The organism is Domibacillus sp. A3M-37, assembly GCF_024213455.1.
Lineage (GTDB): Bacteria > Bacillota > Bacilli > Bacillales > Domibacillaceae > Domibacillus > Domibacillus tundrae.
Map to the genome: position 1 here is coordinate 1 of NZ_JANAVL010000036.1, position 13502 is coordinate 13502.

14 protein-coding genes, 1 tRNA gene, 1 rRNA gene, 1 other RNA gene and 1 other annotated feature are annotated in these 13502 nt (G+C 44.8%); of the genes, 14 read left to right on the forward strand and 3 right to left on the reverse strand.

Annotation, left to right across the window (positions count from 1 at the left end; all coding sequences use genetic code 11):
• Both rrf and guaB read left to right on the forward strand, forming a co-directional pair.
• Positions 1 to 75: ribosomal RNA gene (gene rrf, locus NLX67_RS23470) — 5S ribosomal RNA — on the forward strand; the annotation flags it as partial.
• 292 nt (positions 76 to 367) lie between these two features.
• Positions 368 to 1831 carry an IMP dehydrogenase gene (gene guaB, locus NLX67_RS21535; protein WP_046181167.1) on the forward strand — a complete coding sequence of 488 codons (1464 nt, stop codon included), beginning with the start codon at positions 368 to 370 and terminating at the stop codon, positions 1829 to 1831.
• A 36-nt stretch (positions 1832 to 1867) separates the two neighbouring features.
• Here the strand turns inward: guaB and NLX67_RS21540 are convergent, their stop codons facing one another.
• Entirely contained in the window at positions 1868 to 2434 is a 567-nt protein-coding gene (locus tag NLX67_RS21540; protein ID WP_254313462.1) for a GNAT family N-acetyltransferase, read from the reverse strand.
• A 115-nt stretch (positions 2435 to 2549) separates the two neighbouring features.
• On the opposite strand from NLX67_RS21540, the gene NLX67_RS21545 reads away from it, so the two are divergent.
• The 5 genes from NLX67_RS21545 to NLX67_RS21565 all read left to right on the forward strand — a co-directional run bounded on the left by NLX67_RS21545 (position 2550) and on the right by NLX67_RS21565 (position 7202).
• Positions 2550 to 3890 carry a D-alanyl-D-alanine carboxypeptidase family protein gene (locus NLX67_RS21545; protein WP_309143161.1) on the forward strand — a complete coding sequence of 447 codons (1341 nt, stop codon included), beginning with the start codon at positions 2550 to 2552 and terminating at the stop codon, positions 3888 to 3890.
• Between the two features lie 108 nt (positions 3891 to 3998).
• On the forward strand, positions 3999 to 4880 hold the full coding sequence (gene pdxS / locus NLX67_RS21550; protein ID WP_046181169.1) for a pyridoxal 5'-phosphate synthase lyase subunit PdxS: 882 nt from the start codon (positions 3999 to 4001) through the stop codon (positions 4878 to 4880).
• Positions 4880 to 5473 (forward strand): pyridoxal 5'-phosphate synthase glutaminase subunit PdxT, encoded by a 594-nt coding sequence (pdxT, locus tag NLX67_RS21555; RefSeq protein WP_254313464.1) that lies wholly within the window; start codon positions 4880 to 4882, stop codon positions 5471 to 5473. The genes pdxS and pdxT overlap by 1 nt, the downstream gene beginning before the upstream one ends.
• Positions 5474 to 5505: 32 nt before the next feature.
• Positions 5506 to 5724 (forward strand) — a binding site (T-box leader).
• 45 nt (positions 5725 to 5769) lie between these two features.
• Positions 5770 to 7050 (forward strand): serine--tRNA ligase, encoded by a 1281-nt coding sequence (gene serS, locus NLX67_RS21560; protein WP_046181171.1) that lies wholly within the window; start codon positions 5770 to 5772, stop codon positions 7048 to 7050.
• Positions 7051 to 7109: 59 nt separating this feature from the next.
• Positions 7110 to 7202: transfer RNA gene (locus NLX67_RS21565), tRNA-Ser, on the forward strand.
• A gap of 64 nt (positions 7203 to 7266) precedes the next feature.
• Here NLX67_RS21565 and NLX67_RS21570 read toward each other — a convergent pair.
• The gene (locus tag NLX67_RS21570; protein WP_254313465.1) at positions 7267 to 8553 is read right to left on the reverse strand and encodes a glycoside hydrolase family 18 protein; all 1287 of its coding nucleotides are present in this window, start codon (positions 8551 to 8553) and stop codon (positions 7267 to 7269) included.
• Between the two features lie 47 nt (positions 8554 to 8600).
• Complete coding sequence (locus NLX67_RS21575; RefSeq protein WP_254313466.1) at positions 8601 to 9149, reverse strand: cysteine hydrolase family protein; 549 nt, start codon at positions 9147 to 9149, stop codon at positions 8601 to 8603.
• A gap of 53 nt (positions 9150 to 9202) precedes the next feature.
• On the opposite strand from NLX67_RS21575, the gene tadA reads away from it, so the two are divergent.
• From tadA to NLX67_RS21610, 7 genes are all read left to right on the forward strand, one after another.
• Positions 9203 to 9688, forward strand: coding sequence for a tRNA adenosine(34) deaminase TadA (gene tadA / locus NLX67_RS21580; protein WP_046181174.1), 486 nt, complete (start codon positions 9203 to 9205; stop codon positions 9686 to 9688).
• 45 nt (positions 9689 to 9733) lie between these two features.
• An RNA gene (gene ffs, locus NLX67_RS21585) (signal recognition particle sRNA large type) lies at positions 9734 to 9998 on the forward strand.
• A gap of 112 nt (positions 9999 to 10110) precedes the next feature.
• Positions 10111 to 11832 carry a DNA polymerase III subunit gamma/tau gene (gene dnaX / locus NLX67_RS21590; RefSeq protein ID WP_254313467.1) on the forward strand — a complete coding sequence of 574 codons (1722 nt, stop codon included), beginning with the start codon at positions 10111 to 10113 and terminating at the stop codon, positions 11830 to 11832.
• Between the two features lie 24 nt (positions 11833 to 11856).
• Complete coding sequence (locus tag NLX67_RS21595; RefSeq protein ID WP_046181180.1) at positions 11857 to 12177, forward strand: YbaB/EbfC family nucleoid-associated protein; 321 nt, start codon at positions 11857 to 11859, stop codon at positions 12175 to 12177.
• A 16-nt stretch (positions 12178 to 12193) separates the two neighbouring features.
• Complete coding sequence (gene recR, locus NLX67_RS21600) at positions 12194 to 12790, forward strand: recombination mediator RecR (protein WP_046181176.1); 597 nt, start codon at positions 12194 to 12196, stop codon at positions 12788 to 12790.
• A gap of 15 nt (positions 12791 to 12805) precedes the next feature.
• Positions 12806 to 13024 carry a YaaL family protein gene (locus NLX67_RS21605; protein ID WP_046181177.1) on the forward strand — a complete coding sequence of 73 codons (219 nt, stop codon included), beginning with the start codon at positions 12806 to 12808 and terminating at the stop codon, positions 13022 to 13024.
• Between the two features lie 56 nt (positions 13025 to 13080).
• Positions 13081 to 13263: a pro-sigmaK processing inhibitor BofA family protein gene (locus NLX67_RS21610; RefSeq protein ID WP_256520079.1), complete on the forward strand. Its 183-nt coding sequence runs from the start codon at positions 13081 to 13083 to the stop codon at positions 13261 to 13263.
• Positions 13264 to 13502 lie beyond the last annotated feature (239 nt).

Consider the following 13502-nt stretch of genomic DNA (forward strand, 5'->3'; position numbering starts at 1 on the left):
GAACACGGCAGTTAAGCTCTTCAGCGCCGATGGTAGTTGGGGGTTTCCCCCTGTGAGAGCAGGACGCCGCCTGGCACAACAGGACAACTTGAATATTCAGGTTGTCTTTTTTGTTGTAATTTTTTCTGAACAAGATAAAATAAAACAAAAGAATCATTTGAAATCAAAAGAATGGTATAGCGCGATATTGATTTTTGGAAGAGTTGGAAGAAGTTGTTTCATTAGTGTATTGGTAAAGCGTTTGCTTGTAATGTTCGGATTTAAGTGCGAAAATTCAAAAAAGTCTAACTTATAAAGCGAACCTTGACATTATACCCGTTCAATTGATAACCTACTAATAATATTTTTCGGTCAGGGAGGCTTAAATATGTGGGAAGATAAGTTTAAAAAAGAAGGATTAACGTTTGATGATGTATTGCTTGTACCAGCGAAATCAGAGGTGCTTCCAAAAGATGTATCCCTCAAGGTGGAATTAACGCCAAGTTTGAAATTGAACATTCCAATGATCAGTGCTGGAATGGATACTGTTACGGAAGGCGATATGGCGATTGCGATGGCGCGTCAAGGTGGCCTGGGGATCATTCATAAAAACATGAGCATTGAACAGCAGGCTGAGCAGGTGGATAAGGTAAAACGCTCAGAAAGCGGCGTTATCAGCGATCCGTTCTTTTTAACACCTGAGCATCAAGTATTTGCTGCAGAGCATTTAATGGGCAAGTACCGCATTTCTGGTGTGCCGATTGTGAACAGCCAGGAAGAGCAAAAGCTTGTGGGCATCCTGACAAACCGTGACCTTCGTTTTATCCAGGATTACTCGATTTTAATTACGGATGTTATGACGAAAGAAAATCTTGTGACGGCTCCGGTTGGCACAACGCTTCAAGAAGCTGAGCAAATTCTGCAAAAACACAAAATTGAAAAGCTCCCGCTTATTGATAAAGATGGTGTCTTAAAAGGCCTTATTACGATTAAAGATATTGAAAAAGTAATTGAGTTCCCGAACTCAGCGAAAGACGAACAAGGACGCCTTCTTGCCGGCGCAGCGGTTGGGGTAACGGGTGACACGATGAAGCGTGTTGAAATGCTCGTCCAATCTCACGTAGACGTTATTGTGATTGATACAGCGCATGGTCACTCAGCAGGTGTTATTGAAACAGTAAAAGAAATTCGTTCTGCTTACCCTGAATTAAACATTATTGCTGGAAATGTAGCGACAGCTGAAGCCACTCGCGAGTTGTTTGAAGCAGGCGTCGATGTTGTGAAGGTTGGCATCGGTCCTGGCTCTATTTGTACGACGCGTATTGTTGCAGGCGTAGGTGTACCACAAATTACGGCTGTCTATGATTGTGCGACAGAAGCTCGTAAGCACGGCAAAGCGATTATCGCGGACGGTGGAATTAAATACTCTGGGGATATTGTAAAAGCGATCGCTGCAGGCGGTTCTGCTGTAATGCTTGGCAGCTTGCTTGCTGGTACAACAGAAAGCCCGGGCGAAACAGAAATCTTCCAAGGACGCCGCTTTAAAGTATATCGCGGTATGGGGTCTGTCAGCGCAATGGAAAAAGGCTCAAAAGACCGCTATTTCCAAGAAGACGCAAAGAAATTTGTTCCGGAAGGCATCGAAGGGCGTATTCCTTATAAAGGCCCGCTGTCTGATACATTGTATCAGCTGACAGGCGGTCTTCGTTCCGGTATGGGCTATTGCGGCACAAAAGACATTGATGCACTTCGTGAAGACAGCCAATTTATCCGTATGACAGGCGCAGGTCTTCGTGAGAGTCATCCACATGATGTGCAAATTACAAAAGAAGCGCCTAACTATTCATTATAGGGAAAAGCAGCCTGTCCAGTATTGGACAGGCTGCTTTTAAATATGTTTTACCATGTGGTGAAAAGGTTCGCCGATAATTGTCCATGGTTCTGTGACTTCAAACCCTTTCCGTTTATACAGCAAGTACGCTCTTTTTTTCTCGATTTCGACGTTTAAAGCGAGTTTTTGTGCCCCATGCTGTTTTGCGGTTTTTTCAGCATGGTCTAAAAGAATCGTGCCAATCCCCTGTCCGCGAAAATCAGGATGAACACAAATCGTATCAATATACCATTCATCTGAATGTGCTTCTTTATCTAAAAAAGAAATCGGTGCGCCATTTTTTTGCAGCCAGCTTGACAAAATGGCATCTAATTCTTCTCCTTTTTGTCCATCGTATAAAACGAGTATGCCGGCGGGAACTCCTTTTTGTTCAGCGATCCACGTGTATAAATATGAATGCCGATTCGTTTCTTGTTTGAAAAGAGTGAGCAGCGTTCGTACTACATCTTCTTCCTTCTGCATTCCCGTTAGTCTGCAGGCAATTGCTCCAATTGCCTCAATAATAAGCGGCATGGCAAAGCCAGCGTCCTTTGGCAAAGCAGGACGGATTGATAAGTTATTCAAAATTATTCCCCCTGCCTTTAGTATATGGCATCTAGGTCGTTTCTCGTCTATTTTTCCCATGAACGTGTATGGTACAATAACGAAAGTGTTGCATAAAAAATGGAGGGTTTTGAGTGTGAAAAAGAGAAGTGGGTATCAGATTGGCGCTGTTCTGTTAAGCGTGTTGTTGTTTATTGGATTGTTTTCCCCTGGCCAAATGAAAGCACGTGCGGCTTTTGATGTCAATGCGGCGGCCGCTGTATTGATTGATGCGGAAACCGGCCAAGTGCTGTATGAGAAAAATAGCGATCAGCAGCTTGGTGTGGCCAGCATGTCAAAAATGATGACGGAATATTTACTGCTTGAAGCGGTCAAAGAAGGCAAAGTAAGTTTGGATGATACATATCAAGTATCAGACTACGTATATACCGTCTCTCAAGATCGGAGTTTGTCAAATGTCCCGCTCCGCGCCGATGAAACGTACACGATCCAAGAATTGTACGAGGCGATGACAATTTATTCAGCAAACGCGGCGACAATTGCCATTGCGGAAAAAATTTCAGGCTCCGAAGCGGAATTTGTCAAATTGATGAATGAAAAAGCAAAAGCACTTGGTTTGGAAAAAGTGAAGTTCGTCAACTCAACTGGATTAAATAATAAAGATTTAAAAGGAAATCATTCAACTGGTGCTGAGACGGATGAAAATATGATGTCCGGCCGTGATGTAGCCACACTTGCATACCGGTTAGTAAATGATTACCCGGAAGTGCTGGAGACAGCCGGAATTCCAAAAAAGAAATTCCGTGAAGGAACCGATGATGAAATTTCAATGGAAAACTGGAACTGGATGCTTCCTTCTCTTGTTTTTGCTTATGAAGGGATGACAGGCTTAAAAACAGGAACAACTGATTTTGCAGGCTACTGTTTTACTGGAACAGCTGAACGCAACGGCCAAAAGCTTATTGCGATTGTGATGGGTGCGACAAGTGAAAGCGGCGAAGGAACATATAATGCCCGGTTTACAGAAATGAAGAAGCTGATGGACTATGGTTTTACTCAGTTCGAGTCTAAAGAGCTTGTCGCAGCTGGCAGTGCGGTGAAAGGGACTGAAACAATATCTGTTCAAAAAGGAAAAGAAAAAGAAGTGAAGCTTCAAACAGCATCTTCTTTATCTATTTTAGTGCCAAAAGCTTCAGAAACGAATTATAAAACAAAAGTTATCTTAAATAGTTCGGATTTAAACGAAAATGGAAAATTGATTGCACCGGTGAAAAAGGATAAAGTGGTTGGTTTTGTATCAATTCAAGATGATAAAGACCAAGCAGTTCTATTTTTAAAGGCAGCCGGTCAAACAAATGTACAAACAGCCCAAAACGTTGAGAAAGCGAATTGGTTTGTTTTATCAATGCGCGCAGTTGGGGGCGGCATTAGCAATGGATGGAATTGGGTTGTAGATAAAGTAACTGGTTGGTTTTAATGAAAATCACCTTCTGCTATTGACAGAAGGTGATTTTTCGTGTTTATTAGGATTTAAGTATTTTACAAAAAATCAGTTTTTTCTGACCAATATAGGAGGAGTAAGAAAATGAATACAGGTACAGATCGCGTTAAGCGGGGAATGGCAGAAATGCAAAAAGGCGGCGTCATTATGGACGTTGTGAATGCAGAGCAGGCAAAAATTGCAGAAGAAGCAGGTGCAGTAGCGGTTATGGCGCTCGAGCGTGTCCCATCTGATATTCGTGCAGCCGGCGGAGTGGCTCGTATGGCAGATCCGCGTATCGTGGAAGAAGTAATGAATGCTGTGACCATTCCAGTTATGGCGAAAGCGCGTATCGGCCATATTGTGGAAGCACGTGTGCTTGAAGCAATGGGTGTTGATTATTTGGATGAAAGTGAAGTATTGACGCCAGCTGATGAAGAGTACCATTTGCTGAAAAGCGACTACACAGTACCGTTTGTCTGCGGCTGCCGCGATATCGGTGAAGCAGCACGCCGGATCGGTGAAGGTGCTTCGATGCTTCGTACAAAAGGTGAGCCTGGAACAGGGAACATCGTTGAAGCTGTTCGCCATATGCGCAAAGTGAACGCACAAGTTCGCAAGCTTGTTCATATGAGCGAAGATGAAGTTATGACAGAAGCAAGAAATCACGGTGCGCCGTTTGAAGTACTAATGCAAATTAGAAAAGAAGGCAAACTGCCGGTTGTAAACTTTGCAGCAGGCGGTATTGCAACGCCAGCAGACGCAGCGCTTATGATGGAACTTGGTGCAGACGGCGTATTTGTCGGATCCGGCATCTTCAAATCAGACAATCCGGCTAAATTTGCCCGCGCGATTGTGGAAGCGACAACGCATTATCAAGACTACAAATTAATTGCTGAGCTTTCAAAAGAACTGGGCGAGCCGATGAAAGGTCTTGAAATTTCAAAAATCGCGCCGGAATCACGCATGCAGGAGCGCGGCTGGTAATGACAAAGATCGGTGTACTTGGATTACAGGGTGCCGTTCGTGAGCACGTGCGCTCGATTGAAGAAAATGGAGCGGAAGCGGTCGTTGTAAAATGGCCCGAACAGCTGGATGAATTGGACGGCTTGATTTTGCCGGGTGGTGAAAGCACAACGATGCGCCGCTTGATCGACCGGTACAGTTTTATGGAGCCGCTTCTTGCTTTTGGAGAATCCGGGCGTCCGATGTTTGGAACATGCGCGGGTCTTATTTTACTCGCTGGTGAAGTAGTCGGTTACGCTGAACCACACCTCGGATTAATGAACATTGCCGTTGAACGGAATTCATTTGGCCGCCAAAAAGAAAGCTTTGAAGCGGATCTTATGATTAAAGATGTGGCGGATGACTATAACGCCGTTTTTATCCGTGCACCGCATATCGTTTCAGCTGGAGAAGGAACAGAAGTACTGGCGGAATGCGACGGCCGGATTGTCGCCGCGCGCGACCGCCATTACCTCGGCTGTTCCTTTCATCCGGAGCTGACGGATGATCACCGTATTACGGGCTACTTTATCGGTATGGCGGAGCAGGCAAAAGCGTCACTTGCGAATTCATAAAAAATGTAGTACATTGAATTCAAATAAAATAGTGAAACGCGATGAAGGAAGCTAGTAGCTTGATTTACTTCAAAAGAGAGCCGGTGGGTGGTGCGAACCGGTGGAGAAGTCATGTGAATCCATTCCGGAGCGGGATGCTGAAGTAAGAGTAAGCATTGACCGGCGCAGGCCGTTAAAACGTTGTTTTGAGAGGAAAGCATGTTGTGCTTTCAATCAGGGTGGTAACGCGGAATATAACTTCCGTCCCTTTATATAGGGGGCGGAAGTTTTTTTATTTTCTAAAGGAGGAATAGCATATGCTGGATATGAAATATTTGCGGTCAAATTTTGCAAAAGTAAAAGAACGGCTGAAATTCCGGGGCGAGGACATGAGCGCGTTTGAAGATTTTGAAGAACTGGAGAAAAAACGCCGTGAGCTGCTTGGCCAGACAGAAGAGTTAAAAGGAAAACGCAACAGTGTATCGCAGGAAGTTGCACGCTTGAAAAAAGAAAAACAGGATGCGGATGCCCTTATTACCGAAATGCGTGAAGTGGGCGACAAAATTAAGGAATTAGACGCCGATCTTCGTGATACTGAAGAAAAGCTCGAGCAACTGATGCTTCGGATGCCGAATATCCCTCATGAAAGTGTACCGGCAGGCGATTCAGAAGATGATAATGTGGAAATTCGCACATGGGGCGATGTACCGGCATTTGATTTTGAAACAAAGCCGCACTGGGATTTGGCGACGGATCTTGATATTCTCGATTTTGAGCGTGCCGGCAAAGTAACAGGCAGCCGCTTTACTTTCTACAAAGGCGCTGGTTCAAAACTGGAACGTGGGCTCATCAGCTTTATGCTTGATTTGCATACAGAAGAGCACGGCTACACAGAAATGATGCCGCCGTATATGGTTAACCGAACGAGTATGACTGGAACTGGCCAGCTTCCAAAGTTTGAAGAAGATGCATTCCGGATTGAAGCAGAAGATTACTTTTTGATTCCGACAGCTGAAGTACCAGTTACAAACTACCACCGTGATGAAATTTTGAATGGCGAGGATTTGCCGATTTCTTACGCGGCGTACAGCGCGTGCTTCCGTTCTGAAGCGGGTTCTGCCGGACGTGATACACGCGGGTTGATTCGCCAGCATCAATTTAACAAAGTGGAAATGGTCCGCTTTGTGAAGCCGGAAAATTCTTATGAGGAGCTGGAAACACTGACGGGCCATGCGGAAAAAGTGCTCCAATTGCTTGGTCTTCCGTATCGTGTTCTTGACATGTGTTCTGCCGATCTTGGGTTTACAGCGGCGAAAAAATACGACATCGAAGTGTGGCTTCCGAGCTATGGCGCATACAAAGAAATTTCTTCTTGTTCTAACTTTGAAGGATTCCAAGCACGCCGGGCAAATATCCGCTTCCGCCGCGAGAAAAATGGTAAGCCGGAGCATGTGCACACATTAAACGGTTCAGGTCTTGCCATCGGCCGTACCGTTGCCGCTATTTTGGAGAATTATCAGCAGGAAGACGGCAGCATTCTTATTCCGGAAGTACTTCGTCCATACATGGGTGGCAAAGAAAAAATCGAAAAAAAATAAGTCGAATCGTGTTGACAGGATAATTTAGATTATGATAAATTAATTCTTGTCGATACGACGGAGGAATACCCAAGTCCGGCTGAAGGGATCGGTCTTGAAAACCGACAGGCGGGTTAAACCGCGCAGGGGTTCGAATCCCCTTTCCTCCTCCATTTTTACCATACGTGCATAATTAGAGATATGAACGCCCATCTGTTTATCAGATGGGCGTTCTTTTTATTTTTTAATAATGGTAAAGCGGTCAGCAAGCAGAAGCCAGTTTTGCGGAAAAGAAAGGCCGATTTTCCAATATGCGATGCCGCGCAGCTTTAATTCTTTTAAAAGAGAAAATTTCGCGTCAATCGAACGCGCATCTTCAAACCATATTTTATGGGCACGTCCATTTTCATCCGTATAATCGATAAATGGTGCCTGCGCAGTGAAGTCATAGCGGATCGATGCCCGATAGCGGACCGCCAGCCGAATTGCTTCCTGCGGGCTGATCGCTCTTGCCAGTGGATTTCCCTGACGGTACGGAAGCGTCCAGTCATATCCGTACAAATTTTGGCCCATCACGATTTTGGAGGCGGGTATTTCTGTCAGCGCGTAAGTTAAAACATTGCGTACCGGTCCGATAGGGGACACGGCCATTGGCGGTCCGCCGCTGTATCCCCATTCGTACGTCATAATAACGGAAAAGTCGACAATCTCTCCGTGAGCTTTGTAATCATGCGCCTCATACCACTGACCTTTTTGTGTGGCACTCGTTTTTGGCGCGAGCGCGGTTGATACAGTTTTGCCTTCACGATGAAAGCGTTCTGTAGCACGGCGGAGAAACCGATTATATGCTTCCCGGTCTTCCGGGCGTAAATATTCAAAATCAAAATGAATGTCCCGGAAATTTGTCTGCCTGGCGATCCGGCTTATATTATTCAAAAATGTCTGCTGGATTGCTTCATCGTTAAGCAAAATACGCCCAAGCTCTGCGTTGAACTGGTCGTTTTCCAAATTTGTGATATTCATCATAAAGACGGTGCCATTTTGTTCAGCAATTGGCGACAGTGGACGAATGGGTGGTTCTTCAAGTGAGCCATCCCGTTTGGCATTGTAGCTGACCGGGGAAAAATAGGTCAGCTGTGGGGCCGCTTCCCGTGCCTGGTTCAGGATGTTTCCTGAGTAGCCGGATGCGGAAGGCTCAATATAGCCCGTTGACTCAATGGGTGTTTTTGTAGGCGATGGAATGCGCAGCTGCCGCCCGATTTGCAGCGGGGCGGACTGTGACAAGCCATTAATTCGGACGATCTCTTCCACTGTAACACCGTACTGCCTTGAAATTTTCCATAGGCTGTCTCCGGCGGCAATCAGGTGAAATCGTCCGGAAACGGGAATAACCAGCGCCTGCCCGATGACGAGCTGCGCCGGATTTGGAAGTTGATTTGCTTTGTTGATCGCCTGAATGGTTGTCCCGTATCGCCGCGCAATTTGAAACAGTGTATCGCCGCTTTTGACTACATAAATGTGCATACGCTCTTCCCCCTCTCTTTATTATATGTACAGAGAGGGACAGCTTCTTATGACAAAAGTTGAATGAATTCGTCTGATGGGCGCACGTCCGCTTTTAAAACAGTTTCCATCATTTCGAGCGCATACTCGTTAAACTTTTCTTCTTCCGATGCAATCGCATTTTTCGGTATATATATATCAAATTCACGCATGTACGCATCGTTGGCTGTGAAAAACACACAAATATTGCCGGCAACTCCTGTATTGACGACGGATGTGACGTCCAGCTCGTGCAGAAGCGTATGTAAAGCAGTTCCGTAGAATGCAGAGTGCTTCGGCTTTATTAAAAAGTAATCTTTATGACCCGGCTTCATTTCCTGTATAATAGGAGCGCTCACGTCATTCGTCGCATGGTCTGTAATGAGGGCAATGTCGGCTTTCCAAAGCTGATAATGGTCATTTACATAAATGACGGGCCATTCTTTTTCGTAAAAATGTTCTTTTAACTGTAAAATAGGAGGGACGATTTCTTTCGTGAACTCTGCCAGTTTTCCCCCGTTTGGAAATTGAAAATCATTAATCATATCAATAATGAGAAGCGCGCATTTCTTTGTCATTATCTTTCCTCCTTATTTTCTATAGTATTACCCGAATTTTTGCCGAAAGGAGCATGGAAATGGATGAATTTTTTATGAAAATGGCTATCGAAGAAGCGAAAAAAGCGGAGCGCCTTGGTGAAGTGCCGATTGGAGCCGTTATTGTTAAAAACAATGAAGTTATCGCATCGGGCCATAATTTGAGGGAAACGACCCAAAATGCGGTGACCCATGCGGAGCTGCTGGCGATTGAAAAAGCATGTGAATCAACAAGGTCGTGGCGATTGGAGGGGACGACGCTTTATGTCACTCTCGAACCGTGTCCGATGTGCAGCGGCGCTATCTTGCTTTCCCGTGTGGAACGAGTGGTATATGGGGCGGACGATCCGAAAGCGGGGTGCGCTGGCACTTTAATGAATTTGCTGGACGATGAAAGGTTTAACCACCGATGCGAGGTTGTTCCAGGAGTACTGGCGGATGAATGCGGGATGCTGCTGACGGAATTTTTTCGAAATCTCCGCAAAAAAAAGAAAGACCAGAAGAAGCAAAAAGTGGAATAGCTTCACCGTTGCTTTTTTGCCGGTTAAATAGTATAATAGTTCTTGCCGTGCTAAGTGGGGAGGTAGCGGTGCCCTGTATCCGCAATCCGCTCTAGCGGAACTGAATTCCTTCTCGAGGCTGTTTAATTGTGGGGCCTGCCTTTTGTAAGTGGCGTTGACGCCCGGGTCCTGCGCAATGAGAACCCATGAACCATGTCAGGTCCGGAAGGAAGCAGCATTAAGTGGACTCTCTCATGTGCCGTGGGACAGCCTGGGCTGAGCTAACTGCTCAAGTAACGCCTGTGATTGGCAGTCGACAGAAGGTGCACGGTATACATAATCAAAAGGCGTCCGGCTTGCCGGGCGTCTTTTTGCTTTTATCGGAATAGAAAAGGTGCTATCGTTCGTTTATAATAAAACAAGAAAGGTGAAGGAGGTAAAGAATGAGCTATCAGGCATTATACCGTGTATGGCGGCCGCAAAACTTTGCAGATGTCGTTGGGCAGGAGCATATAACGAAAACGCTTCAAAATGCTCTCCTTCAAGATAAAATCTCGCATGCATACCTTTTTTCAGGTCCGCGTGGTACCGGAAAAACGAGTGCGGCGAAAATTTTAGCCAAAGCGGTAAACTGTGAAAACGGTCCGTCTGCAGAACCTTGCAATGAATGTGCATCATGCCGGGGTATTTCGAACGGCTCGATTCAAGATGTTATTGAAATTGATGCTGCTTCTAATAATGGTGTAGATGAAATTCGGGATATACGCGATAAAGTAAAATACGCGCCTGGTTCTGTCCGTTATAAAGTGTATATTATCGATGAAGTGCATATGCTTTCAACGGGCGCTTTTAATGCGCTCTTAAAAACACTCGAAGAACCGCCATCCCATGTGATCTTCATTTTAGCCACCACGGAGCCGCATAAAATTCCTTTAACAATTATTTCCCGCTGTCAACGGTTTGATTTTAAGCGGATTACCGCTCACGCGATCACGGGCCGGATGACGCTCATTTTAAATGAAACGGACACAGAATTTGATGAATTGGCTTTGCCGATCATTGCTCGCGCCGCAGAAGGCGGAATGCGGGATGCACTTAGTCTGCTTGATCAGGCCGTTTCCTACAGCCGCGGCCGCTTGTCGGAAGATGATGCGCTGACGGTAACTGGGACAGTCGGACAGGGAATACTGAATGCAATTGCGCAGGCCATCTATGAGCAAAATGCGGCAGAAGCGGTCCAGACATTAAACAAATTGCTAATGGAAGGGAAAGATCCGGTCCGTTTCACAGAAGATATGATTTTATATTTCCGTGATATGCTGCTCTTTAAAATGGCTCCTGGTCTCGAAGAGTCCATGGAGCGGACGATGGCGGATGAGGATTTTAAAGAAATGGCCGGCCGGTTTTCTGAATCAGCCATTTATGAATACATTGCGGTTTTAAATAAAGCACAGCAGGATATGAAGTTTACAAATCATGCACGTATTTATCTGGAAGTAGCAATTGTGAAAATGTGCCGTCTGCATATAAAAGCTGAATCTTCTGCATCTGGTCCAGAAGTAGCTGGATTGATCGAGAAAATAAATCGGCTTGAGCAGGAAGTCCAGGAACTGAAAAATCGGCCGTCCGGCATGGCGGAAGCAGAAGCACTGAAACCAGCATCCAAAAAAATATCACGCCCGGGCAATCTATTTAAAGTCTCTATGCCGCAAATTGAAAAAGTGCTCTCGGAAGCCACCAAGCAGGACATTCAAAACATTAAAAGCTGCTGGGGGAATATGATTGGCTACTTAAGCGAGCGGCAAATGCGCTCGCAGGCAGCTCTTTTAAACGATGCGGAACCTGTCGCTGCGTCTAGTGACTCATTTGTGTTAAAATTTAAATATGAAATTCATTGTCAAATGGCGTCCGATAATAAAGCATTTATGGATTCTATTTCGACGATTTTAAATGAATTAACCGGCAAGCCGTACCGGCCGCTTGTTGTGCCGGAAGATGCCTGGATGGACATTCGCCGTTCTTTTTTGAAAAAGCAAAAAGAAGACGGCAGCTATACACCGCCGGCTGACGGAACAGATGCGGATGTGCAGGAAGAGGAAGAAGACCCTCTCGTATCAAAAGCGCTGGAACTTGTCGGGGAAGAGTTTCTTGAAATTAAAGACTAACTTAATTGGAGGATGATGAACATGATGCGTGGCGGAGGAATGGGCAATATGCAAAATATGATGAAGCAAATGCAGAAAATGCAAAAGCAAATGCAGGAAGCACAGGAAGAGCTGGCTGAAAAGCAATTTGAAGGAACAGCGGGCGGCGGCATGGTGAAAGTAAGCATCTCCGGTCAAAAACTAGTAACAGACGTTCAAATAAAAGAAGAAGTCGTGGACCCAGATGATATCGATATGCTTCAGGATCTTGTTCTTGCAGCTGTTAACGATGCATTGAAAAAAGTGGACGACGAAACAAACCAGACAATGGGACAGTTTACGAAAGGGATGAACCTTCCTTTCTAAAGAGGAGGAACTGCGGATGTATTATCCCGAACCGATAACGAAGCTGATTGACAGCTTCATGAAACTGCCGGGCATTGGGCCGAAAACAGCGGCTCGTCTGGCTTTTTTTGTTTTAAATATGAAAGAAGACGATGTACTTGGTTTTGCTAAAGCACTCGTCAATGCAAAGCGTGATCTTGGCTATTGCTCAGTTTGTGGTCATATTACCGACCAGGACCCATGCTCCATTTGCAAAGATGAAAGGCGAGACCGAAGCATCATCTGTGTCGTGCAGGATCCAAAAGACGTTATTGCGATGGAAAAAATGAAAGAATATAATGGGCTCTACCATGTTCTTCATGGCGCTATCTCGCCAATGGAAGGGATTGGACCAGAAGATATTAATGTACCTGACCTCATCAAACGACTGCAGGACGAAACTGTTAAAGAAGTTATTTTGGCGACCAATCCGAATATTGAAGGTGAAGCAACTGCCATGTATATTTCTCGGTTACTAAAACCATCCGGCATTCGTACAACGCGCATTGCCCATGGTCTTCCAGTAGGCGGCGATCTTGAATACGCAGATGAAGTAACATTGTCTAAAGCTATTGAAGGCCGCCGTGAGCTGTAAGGAGGAGAATCATTCATGTTTTTCCGTAAAAAACAAACGTTGCGCAGTGTATATGATGATAAATTAATCGAATTGCTGGACCGTTCGAGAACGGATTGGTTTAAGCGCCGCGATTTGCTTCGTCTTAGTTTTGAGCAAAATGATGAGCTTGAAGCACAAACAAAAGCCGCTCAGGCTAAATATTTCTTTTTATTTAGAGAAGCAAAAAAACGTCAAATCCGCATAAAAGAATAATCTCCTTCCATACGTATAGAAGGGGAGCGTGAAGAGATATGCAAAAAACAAGTGCAATGTTATTTACAGTGTTAAAAAAAATGGTAATAGGTGCTTTCTTTTTATATGGGGCAAATGTGTTAATTCAACAGACAGGCTTGCATATAGTAATGAATCCATTTACAGCCTTTCTTGCCGGTTTCCTAGGGCTGCCAGGGGTTCTCTCCTTGGCGGCTATTCATTTTTTTATTTTCCGATAAAATAAATCAAAAAAGTGATTGACGAGTACTGCAGCAGGTGGTATATTAATAAACGTTGCTGCTGAAAAACAGTCAGCATGAAAGAAAAAAGTTTAAAAAAGATGTTGACATATAATGAAAACGAATGATATGATATTATATGTCGCTCAAGACGAATTAAAGCAAATTGAACATTGAAAACTGAACAAAATCAATAAAAACGTCAACGTTTTAAGCAAGAAACTTCTACTATAAGATGC

Bases quoted from the DNA above. Each gene is read 5' to 3' on its own strand.
- guaB (WP_046181167.1), top strand. From the start codon at position 368: ATGTGGGAAGATAAGTTTAAAAAAGAAGGATTAACGTTTGATGATGTA.
- pdxS (WP_046181169.1), top strand. From the start codon at position 3,999: ATGAATACAGGTACAGATCGCGTTAAGCGGGGAATGGCAGAAATGCAA.
- pdxT (WP_254313464.1), top strand. From the start codon at position 4,880: ATGACAAAGATCGGTGTACTTGGATTACAGGGTGCCGTTCGTGAGCAC.
- serS (WP_046181171.1), top strand. From the start codon at position 5,770: ATGCTGGATATGAAATATTTGCGGTCAAATTTTGCAAAAGTAAAAGAA.
- NLX67_RS21570 (WP_254313465.1), bottom strand. From the start codon at position 8,553: ATGCACATTTATGTAGTCAAAAGCGGCGATACACTGTTTCAAATTGCG.
- NLX67_RS21575 (WP_254313466.1), bottom strand. From the start codon at position 9,149: ATGACAAAGAAATGCGCGCTTCTCATTATTGATATGATTAATGATTTT.
- tadA (WP_046181174.1), top strand. From the start codon at position 9,203: ATGGAAATGGATGAATTTTTTATGAAAATGGCTATCGAAGAAGCGAAA.
- dnaX (WP_254313467.1), top strand. From the start codon at position 10,111: ATGAGCTATCAGGCATTATACCGTGTATGGCGGCCGCAAAACTTTGCA.
- NLX67_RS21595 (WP_046181180.1), top strand. From the start codon at position 11,857: ATGCGTGGCGGAGGAATGGGCAATATGCAAAATATGATGAAGCAAATG.
- recR (WP_046181176.1), top strand. From the start codon at position 12,194: ATGTATTATCCCGAACCGATAACGAAGCTGATTGACAGCTTCATGAAA.
- NLX67_RS21605 (WP_046181177.1), top strand. From the start codon at position 12,806: ATGTTTTTCCGTAAAAAACAAACGTTGCGCAGTGTATATGATGATAAA.
- NLX67_RS21610 (WP_256520079.1), top strand. From the start codon at position 13,081: ATGTTATTTACAGTGTTAAAAAAAATGGTAATAGGTGCTTTCTTTTTA.